Origin of the sequence: Bacillus cereus group sp. BfR-BA-01360 (genome assembly GCF_022663595.1) — a bacterium.
Classification (GTDB): Bacteria; Bacillota; Bacilli; order Bacillales; family Bacillaceae_G; genus Bacillus_A; species Bacillus_A cytotoxicus.
In genome coordinates, this window is sequence record NZ_JAKUFV010000007.1 from 38,053 (window position 1) to 54,951 (window position 16,899).

Genomic DNA, 16,899 nt, shown 5'->3' on the forward strand with positions numbered 1-16,899 from the left:
CTTTTTACTTCATTTGTTTCCGTTGAATAAGAATCTTCTATTTATTTCAAAAAGAACGAGATAGCATCTCTTTTTTAAATTTCATTATTTCATCTACTGCTTTTTGATATCCTCCTGCTTTCCGTAAACTTAACCCTACTGTTCTACTTCCCTCTTTATAAATTTTATTATTAAGGAGATGACTTACCGCCTTTTGCAATGCAGCTGGTGTGATATTCTGATAATCTAAAACAATACCAGCATTTAATTCTTCAACCCGTTTTGCTACAAGAGGTTGATCATTTGTAATTGGTAACACAAGAAGTGGTGTATCATAATAAAGCCCTTCATTCACGCTGTTCATACCACCATGTGTAATAAATACATTCGTATATTTTAAGACTTCTAGTTGTGGAACGTAAGGACGCACAATAAAATGAGATGGAATATTTGTAAGTTTCGTCATATCCGTGTCCTTACCAACAGAAATTACAACTACTCCATCAAATTCTTCTAAAGCACGGAAACATGTGTTATATAGTTCGATCTGTTGATTCAGCTCCGTTCCCATTGACAAGTAAATTACTTCTTTTCCTATTAGCTTATCAAATGGAAATTCCACTCTCTCCTCACGTGCAATGATAGAAGGACCTATAAACTTCACATTACTATGAAATTGCTCTGCGTGTGGCTGGAAATATTCAGAAGTAAAAACGAATGTCATAGCACTCTCATAATAAAAAAGTTGTTTCATAGAAGTAATTTGCAGTCTATAGCGATTTCGGATTCTATCTAAAATCTTTTGACATTCCTTATATAAAGCTGAATCTACTTTACTTTTTGGGGCAGATAATTCCGCAACCATCTCTTTGCTGATTGCAAATGTTGTACAAGAAGCTATCGTTGGTAATTGTAGGATTTCAGCTAAAATTCTCCCTAACAAAAAATGTTGGTCGTAAATGATATAATCAAACTTTTCACAGCTCATCTCTTCCAAAAGAAAAGGAAGCGCCTTTTCAGTTGCATTTAAGAATCTATATATCATTTGCACTGGATTAAACATATCCTTCATTCTGTTTTGCAAACGAATTTCCTTCAAATAATCCTTATAATTTCGAAATTCAACACCAGTATTTTGTAATTTAGAACGATATTCTTCCTCACAATAGTAAATAACCTCTTCCCCTCTATCCACAAGCTCTTTGACAAGAGCTATTGTCGGGTTAATATGACCTTCTGCTGGAAAATTTATTACAAGTACTTTTGACATCAAAATCACTCCGTTTTCTATACATTTTCATTAGAGTAGATTTCTAGTTGTCACTTACTATTTTTTAATTGAAAGCATGATTTATGCATAGCACCTGAGGTGAATGTTACAATTTCATCGACAGCTCGTCTATATCCACCTGCCGCGTGTAAAGATTCCCCTATTTTACGACTTTTTTCTCTAAAACTTTTATTATCTAGTATCATTTCTACCGCTTCACGTAATATTTCAGGGGTTATATTTGTACGATCCAACTGAATTCCTGCTCCTAATTCTTCGACTCGTTTTGCCACAAAAGGTTGATCCCCCATAACGGGAATGACAACAAGTGGAACTCCATAATATAACGCCTCACTAGAACTATTCATTCCTCCATGTGTAATAAATACATCTGTATGTTGTAATATTTCTAATTGTGGTACATAGTTATACACATTAAAATTCGCTGGAATTTCTTCAAATTGACTGATATTTATTTTCCTCCCCACTACTAACACCACAGTTACATTTAAATCTCGAAATGCTTTGAAACATGTTTCATATAGTTCTGGTTGTTGGTTAAAAATCGTTCCCATCGAAATAAAAAGGACTGGCTTCTTTTTTGAAAATTTGAGTGGAAAGCTTTCCACATCTTTACGCGGTGCGATTGAAGGTCCAACAAATTTATATGATTCATCAAATGTATGAGCGTAAGGTTGATATTGTTTTGACGTATAGACAATCGTAATATCTCCTGGATGATTCATAATATCCAATAAGTCATTGCATTTGACTCCATATTTTTCTTCCCATTTTTTCATACCTAATACACAAGACTGATAAAGCGGAGAACTTTCATCTATTTGTCTACGTTCATTTTTATCATGAAGAGAGGTTTCTTTATTAAAAGCAAAAGTTGTACAAGAAGAAATTTTTGGTACCTGCAAGGTTTTCGCCAAAATGTATCCGACTGCAAAATGATTATCATAAATTAAATAATCATATTGTTCTTCTTTTATTTCCTCTAGAATATTCTCTACAATACGATCAGTAGCTTCAACCATCTTTGCCAACATCTCTAGAGGGCTATTCCCTTGTTTTATTCGCTCCATAATATTGATTTCAGGAAGAAAATTTTCATATATTCGAAATTCAACACCTGTCGTTTCAATTTTATTTCGATACTCTTCAATACAATACGAAACAACTTTTTCGCCTCTTTTTATTAATTCACTTAGCACTGCCAATGTCGGATTGATATGCCCTTCTCCCGGAAAATGAATTACAAGAACTTTCGCCATCATATTCTCCTTTCTTAATTATTAACAGAGTTAACTTAATAATTAATATTATTAATGATTTGTCATTTATTATATATGATAATCTATTAACTTTTTATATATTCAAACCACTTTTATTATTGAGAAATATTTGTATAATCATACTCTTTTCCACTTTACACATCTATTTTTCAACATTATATTCTTTATATATATCTAATTTCCCATTCAACACAATTTATGAATTCCTTATTATGCCCCTACTAATCATACAAAAAAATTGAAAAATATGATTTAGATAATTCCTATAGAAATAGAGAAAATTGAGGCTCGTGCTTTCCAAAAAGGTTACGAAACAATCATGCCCATTCCTGATGTAACACAATGCAGAGCACCATATCGATACTTATATCGATTACTATCCGTTCAAGGGAATATTGATTTAGATGAATGGTTACAACATCCTTCTTAATTTTTAATTATTGTAGATTACAACAGCTTTCTAATATACATATTGAGTTTTAAAAATGAAAAAGGACTAAATTACATTGCTGCAACTCAGTCCTTTTTCTTAGTTATTTTTTCTTAATATATTCACAACCGCAGTTGTTTCACCATTTTCTTTATAAGCGCGTGGAATTCTTCGATCTAACATACAAGTCACTTCATAGTTAATTGTATCTAATAAATCTGCAACTTCCTCAACCGAAATTTCTTCATCACCTTGTTTCCCGTAGAAAACTACTTCATCACCTACACGTACAGGCATCGCCTTTGTAACATCAAGCATTAATTGGTCCATACATACACGTCCAAGAACAGGTACACGAATACCATTGATTAATGCATGACCTTTATTTGATAACTGGCGATTGTAACCATCCGCATAACCAATCGGAACGGTTGCAATCCATTCTTCACCTGTTGTCATATACGTATTCCCATAACTCACACCACGATTTTTTTTCGCACGTTTAATATGAGCTACTTTCGATTTTAACGATAATGCTGGCTGCAAAGATACAACTGTATGATCTACTTCTCTTGAAGGGTACATACCGTAAATCCCAATCCCAACGCGAACCATATTTTGAAACGTATTGCTAAGTTCCATTGATCCTGCACTATTAGAACTGTGAATATAAGGGATTGGCATTCCTAGTTCTTTCGCCGTATTCACCGCTTTCTCAAACAACTTTGTCTGCATATTCGTATATGTTTTATCCAATTCATCAGCTGTAGAGTAATGCGTATACATTCCTTCTACTTCTATATGATTCATCTTTTGTAATTCTTTTAAAAAAGGAGCAACTTCCTCTTCTTGTAAACCGATACGACTCATACCGGTATCAATCTTCACATGAACACGTGCTTTCGTTTGAAGCTGTTTCGCAATTTCATTTATACTTGATAATTCTTCTATTCTATATACCGTCATCATAATATCATATTCGATTGCATCTTGAGCAGCTTCTACAGGTGTATATCCTAAAACTAAAATTGGAACTGTCACACCTGCTTCACGTAGCTCAATTCCTTCATCTACAAATGCAACAGCAAGTTGCTGAACACCTGCTTCAGTCGCTGCTTTTGCGACTTCCACTGCTCCATGTCCATATGCATTTGCTTTTACAGCTGCCATCATCGTGATATTTTCATTATGAATTCTCTTTTTAAATTCTTTCACATTATGTTTAATAGCATCTAAATTCACTTCAACAATTGTATTTCTTCCATATCTCGAACTCATTGGTCTAAACTCCTAACTCAATAATTGCTTTCGATTCTATTTCTCGTTTCATACGACCTTTTACAATATAATACTTTTCATTTTTCTAGTCAAACTACTAGAATCTTCTGAATTTTAAGTATGATATAATGCTCTCAGAAAACTATTATATACGGAGATGAGGAGAATTACAATGTTTGTTCAAGCTGCCTTACATCAACTAAAAATTGCGATTCATACATCTATCAAAATGCTGAATCAACTCACTGAATCAGATTTAAACATAAAACCAATTCAACATAAGCGATCGTTATTTGAAATGTATGCTCACCTTGCTCTTATTTGTCATGCAGATTTACTCATTTTAAATGAGACTCCACAAGAGGAATTACATACTTTTTATCGTAAACATACACCAAAAACCATTCATGAAATACAGCAAACCATGCTTCAGGGATATGATCTTCTTTCTGAAACGTTTCTATCTTATTCACACGAAGAGTTAGCACATATCACAACTGCATATTGGGGTGTTTCTTATTCCCGATTCGAATGGTTACTTGAAATCATTGCACACGTTTATCATCATCGGGCTCAAATTCACATGTTAGTAACCGAACATATTCAAGATCCTTCAGTTGCTTTGTTCGAGTAAATTTCCTACTCGGATAAAGCAACTATAGAATCTTTTTCCTATTCTTATCAAGCTCTTATTTCTAGATGACTTGCATCATTCATAAAGTGAACCATTCTTTGCTTTCCTGTCAATTCAAGCAAACTGATTCCCGTATCCCCCATTTTAAAGTAATAATCTTTATTTATTGGCATTTGAAAAAAAGCACTCAATATACAAGTAATTACTCCACCATGGGCTACAATCGCAATTCTTTCATGGGTATTTTCCGTTACAATCTTTGAAAATATCGTCTCAATTCTCATGCGAAACTCTATAAAAGATTCCCCATTTTCAAAGAGATCATAAAGATATTTTGACTCTGGGTATTTTTTTGCTTCTTCAAAAGACAGCCCAGCCTGTACACCGTTATTAAACTCCATTAATTCTTCTTCAAATTTCACCGGACATCCAACTGCTTCTGCCAAAGTTTCCGCAGTTTCCTTAGCTCTTTTCAATATACTAGCTCATATGTAATCTGGAGGAAATTCACTTTTTACTTTTTGGACTAACTTTGCAACTTGCTCTCTTCCTTTCTCCGTTAGTTCAAAGTCTGCTCGTCCCTCATGTACATGTCAAATATCTGCTTCTGATTCCCCGTGCCGATTAATAGTATTTGCATCATGATCTCATCCCTTTTTTCAATATTGCCAAAATAAAATCCTATCATGTTTTCTCTTTCACTTCAAACTACAGAAAGAGAAATGGAAACCCATTTCTCTTTCTTCTTATTATTGCTCTTTTGGCGCGTCAGAAGAAGGCGATGTCTTCGCTTGTTTTTCTTTAAAGATTTCTCCAATTGCACCAAGAGTTCCAAGTGTTTCAATTGCATTTGAAGGGATAAATACTTTATTAGCTGGTCCTTTTGCTACTTCAGCTAATGATTCGAACGATTTATACGCAAGAATACGTTCATCTAAATTAGCTTCTCGTATGAATTGAATGCGATTTTGTTCCGCTTTTGCGATGATTTCAATCGCTTTCGCTTCCCCTTGTGCCTCTAGCTCTTTCGCTTCTCTTACACCTTCCGCTTCTCGAATCCGCGCTTCCTTATCCCCTTCAGCCATTAATATTTTACTTTGTTTTTCCCCTTCTGCTCGAAGTACTTTATCTTGTCTCGCAGCTTCTGCTTCTAAAATAATAGCACGCTTATTACGCTCTGCTTTCATTTGTTTTTCCATTGCTGCTTGCACATCTTTTGGAGGATTAATATCAACTACCTCTACACGTTCGATACGGACGCCCCATTTTTCTGTTGCTTCATCAAGAGCTAGACGAATTTCTGTTGAAATTTTCTCACGTCCTGATAAAGTTTCATCCAATTCCATTTTCCCAATGATTTGACGCATTGTTGCAGATGTAATATTACGAACACCGTATTCATAATTTGAAATACCATATGTTGCAAGTTCTGGTTCAACAATTTGATAAAAGATAATTGTATCGATTTCTACTTGTACGTTATCACGTGTAATTACTTTTTGCGGTGGCACATTCGTTTGTTGAATACGTAAATCATGATAAACACGAACACGATCAACAATTGGAACGATAAGGTTTAATCCCGGATTCAGAACACATCGAAATTTACCAAATCTTTCAACGACTCCCACCTTTTGCTGTGGAATAATTTTAATCGTTAACGCGATAAATATAATAACAATCAATGCAAAAATAATCGTTAATGTTAATGCTACCACTCTTATTCACTCTCCTTTTTCACATATAAAACTGTACTATTCCTCTTTATAACAATGACTTTCTCCCCAATTGAAATAGGCACATCAGAAATAGCAGTCCAAGTGTCCCCATCTACTTTCACAATTCCATTCTCTTCATTTGTAATCGCCTTTGTAATAATCCCCTTTCTCCCCTCAAGTTTATCAACAGTATCAGTAAATCCTTTTGCTTCTCGAAAATTTTTAGAAATTCTCTTTGTAAAGAAAGTCAATGTCAAACTTACAACTGCCCCTGCAACAACTTGTAGAAATAATGCTTCTGGAGCAAACAGTGCAATAAGACCTCCGACAACCGCTCCTATCCCAAGCCAAAGCATATAAAAAGTAATGGATAACATCTCAGCGATAAATAAAATTCCAGCTATAATAAACCAAACAACCCATGCGGCCATATACAACCCTCGCTTTCTATTTTCTATATGTATATGAAAAAAAGAATGGTTTATCCCACTATTCACGGGCAGTAATTTCCTTACAAATAAATCAGTTCTTTCGTTCATCATGCTCTATACGGGATATGGTTGACTATTGACTGAAAGCTACTATAGATATTCACTGTTACAATAATCATCAATAAAGTCATATATTAATATATTTCTTATTATACATTAAAAACCCTTGTGTAAAAGTTACAAAAAATAAAATTCTTTCAAAATTTTCGTTTACAAATTAACATGAATATAAAGATAATTATTTATTCGGAAAGAATATCTCATGTTTTTCCGAATAAATAAATAACTCTAAGGTAGTGAAGGCATTGAAAAAGTGGCCAATTTGCAAAAATAGCACGTATCTCATCAAAATGCTGAGTGTAAAAAAGGAGTCTATCGCCTGTATATAGTAGGTGATAGACTCCTTTTTATAAATATATAAAAATACATAATCAACTGGTGGAAGATCCCCTCTCTCTTAACCCCTCAAACCATTGTCTATTCATAAATGGCCTTTTGCAGTGGACTCAGATTCGTATGTTTTATTTTTTCACAACATAATATTTTTTCAAGAAGAAATTTCCGAATTGTTGAAATACACGGTCCATAAAGAATCCCATCAATCCGAGTATAACCAACCCAACAAAAATCCAATCTGTTTTAAAATATAGCCGGGAATTCCAAATCATATAACCAATTCCTTCATTAGCCGCAACCATTTCAGCTCCAACAATGGCCATGAAAGATGATCCCATTGCAAGCTTTGCACCAGTATACATATATGGAAGTGAAGCTGGGATGATGACATGAAGCATAATTTGCCATTCTGATGCTCCCATACTTCTTGCAGAGCGAATCTTATCTTCTTCCACAGCCTGCACACCAGTAATTGTATTAATAATTACAATAAAGACAGTCGCATACATAATAAGAAAGATTTTAGATTGTTCGCCAATACCAAACCAAAGCATAAATAATGTGATAAATGCAAGTGGCGGAATAAACCGAATAAAGTTTATGACGGGATCAAATAGTGCTTTCAGAAATGGAATGCGCCCAATTAATAACCCTATTGGAATAGCTACAAGATTTCCTAATATCCACCCAGTAATGACTCTTAAAAAGCTAATCCCAATATATAGAGCGAGAGAACCATTTTGACTCAGTTCAATTGCACCATAGAATACCGCTTCTGGACTTGGAAAAAATTGCGGATTGGAAAAACTCGCTACAACACTCCAAATCGCAAGAACAAGCAGCCAGCCAATAACCCCACTTTTTAACAACCTCTTTTGTAAATTCATTTTGAAATTCTTTTTTTGATATGTAGCTACTTGACTTAAATTTTCATTCTTTACAATTCTCATATTCTTTCCTCCTTTCAATCAAAATGAGCTTGAATCTTTTGGTAAAAATGACCAAATTCTTTATCTATGAAATTTCTTGGATATGAAAGAGGGATATGATAAATTTTTTCAATTTTTGAAGAAGGTCCTTTAGACATTATACCAATTCGTTCTCCTAGTAATATCGCTTCTTGAATATCATGCGTGACAAAAATAACCGTTTTGTTTGTCTCTTTCCAAACTCGAACCAGCTCTGTTTGCATCGTTCTTCGAGTCATTGCATCCAGCGCTCCAAATGGTTCATCCATCAATAAAAATTCAGAGTCATTGGCTAAAACTCTTGCTAATTGCACGCGCTGTTTCATTCCTCCCGAAAGCTCTCTTGGAAATTTCCTTTCATGCCCTTCTAAACCAACTAGTTTTATATATTGAGCTGAAATTTCACTTCGAGTACCTTTTGTTACTTTTTTCATTTTCAATCCAAATTCAATATTTTCTTTTACTGTTAACCAAGGAAAAAGCGCCGCATCTGCTTGCTGAAAAACAACACCTCGATTCCTGCTGGGCTTTGTCACTTCCTCACAATCAACAAGCAATTTCCCGTATGTTTTTTCAATGAATCCAGCAATCATACTCAATAATGTAGATTTCCCGCAGCCACTTGGACCAAGCAATATAAAAAATTCCCCCTTTTGAATAGTTAAATTTACATCTTCTAAAATAAAGTGATGATTGTTAAACGATTTAGATAGTCCAGAAATTTCAATAGCGACAGAGGAATTTATTCCTTCCTTTTTCCTTACTATATTCACCACGCTTCACCCCTTCTTACTTATAAGTAACCGATTCAGGAAATGCCTTTTTAAGTGGTTCAAGATTCAGTTTATCTTTCAACTCATATTGATCTTTTAATTTCCCTTTTTTCTTTAGCCATGTTTTCATATCTTCAAGATGTTTTTTATCTTCTTTTGTAAATCCAAGAACATAATTTTGCTTCTCAATATCCTTTAATGCATCTTGTTCTGGTAATTTTAACTGTTCAAAAGCAAGCTTAGCAGTTTCTTGCTTATTGTTTTTCACATATTGAATCCCTTCTGAAAGAGCTTTTAGTATATTTTCGACAGCTTCAGGGTGCTTCTCAGCAAATGACCTTTTCGCTAGCAAATAACTATCAATGGTAATACCTGCGCTTTTTAAATCATCTAATTTTTTTACCCCGTTTATACTCTTAAATTTATCAGTCATTGCACCAGAACTCCAAACAGCATCTATATCGCCTTTTTTCATACCAACAATCGCTTCATCTGGTGTACTATATGGGACAAATGTAATATGCTTCTCATTAATATGTTTAGCTTCTAAATATTTTGACCAGACATATTCCGTTACGGTTCCTTTAGGCACACCTAACTTTTTCCCTTTTAAGTCGCTCTCTGTCTTTATATTACTTCGGACGAGAAGTTGATTATCTCTTAACGATTTTTCGTTTCCTCTGGTAAGCGTTGAAATTATGACCATATCTCCTTTTCCTAAAGAGTTTAAAAGTGCGTAGTCAGCTGCAAGACCAGTATCAGTCTGTTCCGTTAATATGGCATTGACTGTATCGATTCCATAAGCAAAGTTTGATAATCGGGCTTGAATCTCATTTTTTTTAAAGTATCCTTGTTTCTCAGCAACTCGAAATTGAAAAGATCCTCCAGCTGCTGTATCTATAGCCATTTTCACCGTTTTTTTTTCGTTATTTTTGGCATTTCCTGCACCTTCTTTTGTAGAACTAGAGCACCCTACAATAGATAAACTAGCAATCATGGATAAACTTAATACTATCCGTTTTAGTTTTGCCATACATATTTCCTCCACAATTATTTGTCCCAATGTTAAATAACCGTTACATTCTTCATAGAAGATAACCTTTCTTATCTTATTAACTACTTGCTTTACAATGTAGATTATCGGTTTTTATGAGTGCTTAGGAAATTGTTCCTAAACACTCACTTCCTTTGTTATTCTTCATGTATACTATACTTTATATATTCTCTTTTTTATTTGTTTCATCTAGTGTCGGTACACAGAAAGCTCCGTCTTCATAGGAAATAGTCCCTTCAACAGTGACAACAGATTCTGAACCAATAGTTGCAGCATTTGGCACTCTAAATGTTGCGATATCAAGAGGAGCAATTTCTTTCTCTACCGGATTTTCTAATTGTGGTATCCATTCATATGGAACACGGTAAGCGCGATAAACCATATTTGAGTTTCTGTTATTTTTATAAGGAGAAATATACTCCCATACAAGCTCGTGCTCACGAGTAACTTCGAAAATTCGGCCATCTGCTCCTTCTGTAATCAGCGTGTTACCATTCGGTAATCTTTGTGCTGAACTAATATAGGGACTATAAAATCTATACGAATCTAAAGGGGCTTGATACCCAGCTTCAGTTGAAGTATATTGCCACTCAATTTCAAGTGTTATTGGATTAATCTCTAAAATTCTCGAATGGTCACGAACAGCATTTTTCAAACCATATAGAGATGCTGGATTAGGGAGACCATAGCCAGCCCAACCACCGTTATCAAATACAAGTAAATTTCCTTCCCCTGGCAATCCTTTTGGAATAATATGAGCATGATGCTGCCCAATAATCCATCCTAAATGTTTAACATCTGGTGTTGAATAATCTGGACCAAGCTTCCAAACAATATTTCCAGATTTCTTATCAATAATCGCAATAATATTAGCTTCTCTAGCATCCCAAATAATATTGTCTGGATGGAAGCGCTCGTCTCCTTGGTCATAGAATTTATTAGGGCCTATCGTAGACATAGAATTTATATGTAGCCAATCCCCATCAGAAATCCCCCCAAATGATCTTACATTTGGATTACGGAAAAGAACATTTTTTGCACTTTCCTCAAATCCAAGTTCTTCAAAATGATCACTTGCCGCCCATTTCCAAACAATATTTCCTTTCCAATCCACTTCAATAATCACATCATCTAATAAAGGCTTATCAGATATTTCGTGTTTCAATACGTTTTCATGAGCTAAAATCAACGTATTGCCCCTTTCTGTTTTTGGCTTTAGTTCAGGAGCATAGTAACCGACAGGATTTCCTTCGCGCTGATAATCATGATGTACTCTGGCCATCCACTGAGCATCATGACCAGGGTCTTCAATATATTCCAAATGATTAAATTTCCAAACAATATTCCCTTCCCAATCAACTTGCACTAAATCAATTTCATCTTGAAATCCATATTTAGGATCCCTTTGTGCTGTATGACCTAAAACATATCCACCTGGTAATATCTTATTCGGGAACCCACGAAGCCCTTTCCATAAATGAACCTCTTTTCCATTCATATCAATTAACAAAGCACCAAGATTTGCAGCTTGATAAATCGTATAGCCATTCCATGCTTTTTTAGGATTATAAATCGTTGCCCCTGTTGGATAAATTGTTGGATGTCCCATTCTTTTTTCACTCCTGTCAACATTATTCGTAATGCGAAAACACTTTATTTTTCTGATGTTACCAACGATTCACCATATCACTTTCTTTCCTCTTCTTTTCATCCGATATTTCTATAACCGTAATAGAAGAGTGTTCGAAGTGATGAATCCTCCCTCTTATCCCCAATCGTTTTATATCTCCTCCGTCCTAAGCCCTTTCATACTATAAAAGGCACATATATCTTTCACTCTTTGTAAATAATGAAAGGTATATGTGCCTTTGGTTGTCCAATCAGCTATTTAAGTTATTTTCATGTTAAGTTACTAACTATTAACATATCTACATGTTATACCTACAATTCCTATATGTCAAGTATGAATTATTCTCTTTATTCTTTTCATATTATGCAATACGACTTAAAACATTTATGACACGTTGCGTTCTTAATCACATCTTCTAAATGAATCCATTTCATTTTCTTTTTAAAACAATCTATTTCTACTTATACTCTCTTTATTTCAAACGTTTCCCTTTCAAAACATATAAAAAAACCGCTTCTCTAATTTGTTAGTTCTACCTTTAACAAATTGAGCGCGGTTTACTTCATCAGATTGTCTTTATTTTACATACATCCCTTCAAGCAAACGATAAATAAATTCACCTTGCTTTCCTGTTAATGCAGGACCTCTCTCTATATCAACCCATTCATAGCAAAATGTTGCGCTTTGGTTTTCTTTAGTTACTATATGTTCCCATGTATCCTTCACCTTTGTTAACAATGACATATGAAAAAAGTGATGTTTTTCGTACTCCTGTCTTTCCTTCACATAGATTATATAGTCATCGATAAAACGCTCAATATACAAATGACGTAGTCCCGTTTCTTCCATTACTTTACGTAATATAGCAGCTTCCAAACTTTCTTCCGGCCTTACTATACCACCAGGAATTTGTATCCTCTCTTTTGGCACATCACGATGTGTAAAAACAAGCAACTGCATAACTCCTTCTTTTTCCCTTGTAATATATGCATATACTTTCTTCTTATATAACATGGCCATTTCATCTTCTCCCCTCACTATATTACTTCATCGCTTCTTCTAAGGTGAGGTTATTTTCATATAAATATGTAGCTTGCGGGTTTCCTACATACCGTACATGCCAAGGTTCATAACGATATCCTGTAATTCCTTCTTTTTCTTTTGTATATCTAATAACAAACCCAAATTTATGGGCATTTTTAGCCAGCCATTTCCCCTCTTTTGTTTCTCCGAAGACAGATTCTAACTGAAATTTTGCAGATTGCGATGTAATATCCATTGCGAGACCTGTTTGGTGTTCACTCGTTCCTGGAACTGCACTAGACATCGCCGTTTTCGCTTCTCCATCTTGTATTTTATACATGGTATTTAGCGCCTTTTGCCGATCAAACGATCTAAATCCAGAAGCTGCAAATAGAAATATCCGCTCCTTGTCTCCTTGTTGAAACATTTTCTCCAGCGCTGCAGCCGCTTCTTTCCGCATCTTTTTTTTCTCTTGATTTCCTTCACTTAAAAAACGTACATTTGGAATAACTAGATCTTGCGGCTTATAGTGATCTGGTAACCGCCTACTCTTATTTACAAGTACAAGGATAGAATTCGCATTATTGACAACTGCGATATTTCCTTCCATCTTTGAAATTGTTTCTTCAGATTTTGGAAACATTACAGTCGCATTAACTTCTTGCGCTTGCTTTTCCTTATATATTTTGTAATTGATACCCGATACTCCAACGATAATTACAACTACTATAATACCTAGTAGGGTCCACCTTTTTTTCATAAAACGACCTCTTATTTTAATAATTTAGCCATGCAATACTCATTGACGCACTTTCCATTAATAATAAGAGAAGCTTTTTTTAACCCTTCCTGTTCAAATCCTACTTTCTTATAAAGTGCCTTTGCTCTTGTATTGTGGGCTATTACTGTTAGCTCTAAACGCCATACATCATGTAATCTTGCCCATTTTTCTATCTCTTTAAACAAAGCTGTTCCTATTCCACGTCCACTATACTGTTGTAAAATCCCAATGACAATTGTTACGGCGTGCTTTTTTCGTTGGACATCCATACCATTCGTTATAATAAATCCTATTATTTGTTCTTCATGCGTCGCTACAAGTATTGTAGAATTGTTATTGTTTATAAATCGTTCAATCATTTTTTGCTGCTGCTCTACTGTCATCTTCCGTTCTCCTGGTTCAAATAACATAAAAGCAGTTTCTTCATCTAACTTCTTCCCCAACTGTAAAAACGATTCTGCATCTTCTACTCGGATTTCTCGAATCATCTCTATCATCCCGTTCCTTTTATCCTGCGAAAAGATTGTTTATAAAGAAAATTTCGATCTTTTATAAAGGAATTCCTGTCTGTTTCTTTTTGAAGAAAGAGACAAATTTCGATGAACTTCTTAATTTATTTCTAAAAGAAAAAAAGACGCAAGACTATATGCTTCCGTCTACCCATTTACCTTCTCTGCTTGCCAAAAATATTCGCTAAATGCCTTCGCAAGCGCATCAATAGAACGATTTAATTCGTCAGCTGTATTATCTACACCACCTACTTCAATTAAAAGCGCCTGTCCTGATAAATCTTGATTGTAGACACCATTCCCTGTTTGAAATCCTTTTTGAATAACGCCTCGACTTACTCCTGGATACTTTTGATTAATAGCCTCATGCAGTGCAGTCGCCAATTGTAAATTTTTTGCATAATTTTTATTTCCTTTTCCGATAACAAATGCAAGCTTTGCATACGATTTATCTCCAATCACCTTTGTCGTTACGTTTTTCCGAGCACTGTCTCGGTGCAAATCAAAAAAGTATTGCAATTCTTTATTACGTGCCATCGCTTCCTGTACAATTTCACGTGATTCTTTATATGAACTATTGCTATTTAGACCTTTACTAATTAGTCTTTTCCCGACATCTGTTTTATCCTCAATTGCTCCTATTCCCTCGTTTTCTAATTGTTCTCGAAGCCGTTCACCTAGTATTGAAATATTTGTAACCGAGCTTGTCGCTTTATTTGGATTTGGATCATTTGTTAAATTTAGTAACGGTAAAAATGATTCCCAACTATGCGTATGATAAATAAAAGCAACCTTTCGTTCTCCCGTTGTTTGATCCGGTTGTTTCTTTTCTACATTTGAATCTTTCTTCTGAACTTGTCCTGCTTCCCCAGTCCGTTCTTTCACAACTTCTTCAAGCGGAACACTCGACTCGATTGGAAGATTAGAATAGTTTGTTCCTTCTCCTGCAATAACAATTTCTGTATCATACTTTCCAAAACCAGGAAGTTCTCTCCCAACAAAGCTTCGGACATCGTCGAATCGAATATTGGTGGCTACAGAAAACAAAAAGGATGAAATAGAAAAATCCGGATTTAAATTACGATACTCCTGTGTAAAGTAATGATTTTCCTTTCCAATCACATACATATATCCGTTCATTGACAGCTCATTTAACCAATTATATAAATAGGTTGACTTTGTTTCTTTCAATAAAGTAACTACCACTCCGATTAGAAAAAAAGTCGCTAACAGTGTACTAACAGTAAATAAAATTAACTTTCGAACACTTGTGAAATTCACATAAAAAAAGCCTCGATTCATAATATCACCCTCTCTATTTCAACTTATGTACAAGCTTTATAGAATAGACCGCCTAAATTTGGGCAATATTGTATGAGAGGTGAAATGAATTGAAGCTAATTATCGGTATCGTTCCTATTGTTTTGTCAAGTGTGTTTTTATTATTTGCAGCACACCCTAAAGTCCGTGTTTTCTTAGATATTTGCGCATACCTTTCATTATATATACTCGGTATACTAACCGCTTTTAACATTTATGATGTTGTACTGCATGACTTAGTATTTATGACAACCATTCACGGTATCTTGTTGAATCCACTCTTTCTCATCACCGGAGCTTATATTGGAGTGTATTCCTTATATCTCCTTATTTACAAACTAATAACCCATTTAAGAAGGACATAATACTTATTTTTAATGGAGTGTAAAAAAATGCAACCAACTTTCATATGTCATAAATGCCAGAAAAAAATCGTCAGAAAGCAAGATCTTCTTACCACAATGCTCTACGTACGCATCTACTTATTTCACAATACTTGTTTTAGCCAACAATTTTTCTTTTCTCGTTTTATCCCCATAAATACAGTATTAGGATTATATTTCACTTGGTATACCTTTGCTGTAGGGATTATTTTAACCATAACTGAGCCATCAGTTATTTGGATCTTCTTTTTAATACCTACTCTATACCGTTTCATGTCTTACTATTATATTGAACGTCACTTTTGGAGATAGCGATTAGGCTGTTTCTTTGGAATACTTAAACACTCCCACTCTTTTTCTTTTAACAATTTTCCAACATAAATCATTTGTCCGATATGTGATGAATAATGAACGATTTGTCTCTCAATCGCTTGCATAACACTATGCGCTTCTCCCCGAATATGCACAACCTTTAAAAGGTCTTGCGGCGTTAATAATTGCAGCGCTTGAAAAACATACTCCCATCCTACTTTCCACGCTATTAGTGCTTCTGCTTTTGAAGCATACCCCCCTTCAAATTCACCATCACGATTTCGCTCTAACTTTTCACCATCTGTCGTTAAAAAATCTGTCCATCTTGAGCGCATATTTCCATGTAAGTGTTTGATTATAATCGCAATACTATTTGCCTCTTCATGAGGTTTCCAACTTATTTGTTCATATGATAATTGTGAGAGCGTCTGGTCTCCTTGCTTTTGCATTGCCTTAAAGTTTTGAATTGCACATTCTAAATAGCCTTTTCCAATATCCATTCTTAATCCTCTCCCCTATTAACGAATTGGTATTCCATTAGGGATGTCTATATCTGGATGCAGCAAGATTCCGTCTCTTTGCTCTAGTACTCCACCTAACACAAACACTTCTGCTTTTTTATCGTTCCTACACATACATTTCATTGTAA

The 16,899-nt window shown here is 34.7% G+C and carries 18 protein-coding genes and 2 pseudogenes; 4 read left to right on the forward strand and 16 right to left on the reverse strand.

What is annotated here, in order from left to right; translation table 11 throughout:
• Positions 1-46 precede the first annotated feature (46 nt).
• Entirely contained in the window at positions 47-1,249 is a 1,203-nt protein-coding gene (locus MR056_RS08770; protein WP_012094051.1) for a macrolide family glycosyltransferase, read from the reverse strand.
• 50 nt (positions 1,250-1,299) lie between these two features.
• On the reverse strand, positions 1,300-2,529 hold the full coding sequence (locus MR056_RS08775) for a macrolide family glycosyltransferase (RefSeq protein WP_012094050.1): 1,230 nt from the start codon (positions 2,527-2,529) through the stop codon (positions 1,300-1,302).
• Between the two features lie 304 nt (positions 2,530-2,833).
• Between MR056_RS08775 and MR056_RS08780 the strand changes: the two are divergent.
• Positions 2,834-2,980 (forward strand): annotated as a pseudogene (locus tag MR056_RS08780) (nitrate reductase); the annotation flags it as partial.
• A 99-nt stretch (positions 2,981-3,079) separates the two neighbouring features.
• Here MR056_RS08780 and alr read toward each other — a convergent pair.
• Positions 3,080-4,258, reverse strand: coding sequence for an alanine racemase (alr, locus tag MR056_RS08785; protein WP_012094048.1), 1,179 nt, complete (start codon positions 4,256-4,258; stop codon positions 3,080-3,082).
• 172 nt (positions 4,259-4,430) lie between these two features.
• Between alr and MR056_RS08790 the strand changes: the two genes are divergently transcribed.
• Entirely contained in the window at positions 4,431-4,892 is a 462-nt protein-coding gene (locus tag MR056_RS08790) for a DinB family protein (protein ID WP_012094047.1), read from the forward strand.
• 47 nt (positions 4,893-4,939) lie between these two features.
• Here the strand turns inward: MR056_RS08790 and MR056_RS08795 are convergent.
• From MR056_RS08795 to spoIIP, 11 genes and pseudogenes are all read right to left on the reverse strand, one after another.
• A pseudogene (locus tag MR056_RS08795) lies at positions 4,940-5,532 on the reverse strand (histidine phosphatase family protein).
• A gap of 109 nt (positions 5,533-5,641) precedes the next feature.
• Positions 5,642-6,610, reverse strand: coding sequence for an SPFH domain-containing protein (locus MR056_RS08800; RefSeq protein ID WP_012094046.1), 969 nt, complete (start codon positions 6,608-6,610; stop codon positions 5,642-5,644).
• Positions 6,611-6,612: 2 nt separating this feature from the next.
• Positions 6,613-7,041 (reverse strand): NfeD family protein, encoded by a 429-nt coding sequence (locus MR056_RS08805; protein ID WP_012094045.1) that lies wholly within the window; start codon positions 7,039-7,041, stop codon positions 6,613-6,615.
• Positions 7,042-7,622: 581 nt separating this feature from the next.
• Entirely contained in the window at positions 7,623-8,447 is an 825-nt protein-coding gene (locus tag MR056_RS08810) for an ABC transporter permease (protein WP_087098536.1), read from the reverse strand.
• Positions 8,448-8,461: 14 nt separating this feature from the next.
• Positions 8,462-9,238 (reverse strand): ABC transporter ATP-binding protein, encoded by a 777-nt coding sequence (locus MR056_RS08815; RefSeq protein WP_375293710.1) that lies wholly within the window; start codon positions 9,236-9,238, stop codon positions 8,462-8,464.
• Positions 9,239-9,254: 16 nt separating this feature from the next.
• Complete coding sequence (locus MR056_RS08820; protein WP_087098532.1) at positions 9,255-10,271, reverse strand: ABC transporter substrate-binding protein; 1,017 nt, start codon at positions 10,269-10,271, stop codon at positions 9,255-9,257.
• Between the two features lie 181 nt (positions 10,272-10,452).
• Entirely contained in the window at positions 10,453-11,901 is a 1,449-nt protein-coding gene (locus MR056_RS08825; RefSeq protein WP_087098530.1) for an aryl-sulfate sulfotransferase, read from the reverse strand.
• A 597-nt stretch (positions 11,902-12,498) separates the two neighbouring features.
• The gene (locus tag MR056_RS08830; protein ID WP_087098528.1) at positions 12,499-12,942 is read right to left on the reverse strand and encodes an NUDIX domain-containing protein; all 444 of its coding nucleotides are present in this window, start codon (positions 12,940-12,942) and stop codon (positions 12,499-12,501) included.
• Positions 12,943-12,964: 22 nt separating this feature from the next.
• Positions 12,965-13,705 carry a M15 family metallopeptidase gene (locus MR056_RS08835; protein ID WP_048722826.1) on the reverse strand — a complete coding sequence of 247 codons (741 nt, stop codon included), beginning with the start codon at positions 13,703-13,705 and terminating at the stop codon, positions 12,965-12,967.
• An 11-nt stretch (positions 13,706-13,716) separates the two neighbouring features.
• Positions 13,717-14,223, reverse strand: coding sequence for a GNAT family N-acetyltransferase (locus MR056_RS08840; RefSeq protein ID WP_087098526.1), 507 nt, complete (start codon positions 14,221-14,223; stop codon positions 13,717-13,719).
• Positions 14,224-14,382: 159 nt separating this feature from the next.
• Positions 14,383-15,537 (reverse strand): stage II sporulation protein P, encoded by a 1,155-nt coding sequence (gene spoIIP, locus MR056_RS08845; protein ID WP_012094041.1) that lies wholly within the window; start codon positions 15,535-15,537, stop codon positions 14,383-14,385.
• An 89-nt stretch (positions 15,538-15,626) separates the two neighbouring features.
• On the opposite strand from spoIIP, the gene MR056_RS08850 reads away from it, so the two are divergent.
• Together MR056_RS08850 and MR056_RS08855 are read left to right on the forward strand one after the other, a co-directional pair.
• A complete protein-coding gene (locus MR056_RS08850; RefSeq protein ID WP_012094040.1) occupies positions 15,627-15,920 on the forward strand; it encodes a hypothetical protein in 294 nt (97 codons plus the stop codon).
• 27 nt (positions 15,921-15,947) lie between these two features.
• A complete protein-coding gene (locus MR056_RS08855) occupies positions 15,948-16,250 on the forward strand; it encodes a permease (RefSeq protein WP_242136546.1) in 303 nt (100 codons plus the stop codon).
• Here MR056_RS08855 and MR056_RS08860 read toward each other — a convergent pair.
• Positions 16,235-16,750: a DUF1572 family protein gene (locus MR056_RS08860; RefSeq protein WP_087098524.1), complete on the reverse strand. Its 516-nt coding sequence runs from the start codon at positions 16,748-16,750 to the stop codon at positions 16,235-16,237. The two genes, MR056_RS08855 and MR056_RS08860, sit on opposite strands and share 16 nt — an antisense overlap.
• A gap of 18 nt (positions 16,751-16,768) precedes the next feature.
• A complete protein-coding gene (locus MR056_RS08865; protein WP_095206564.1) occupies positions 16,769-16,894 on the reverse strand; it encodes an export-like chaperone csaa in 126 nt (41 codons plus the stop codon).
• Positions 16,895-16,899: the final 5 nt, after the last annotated feature.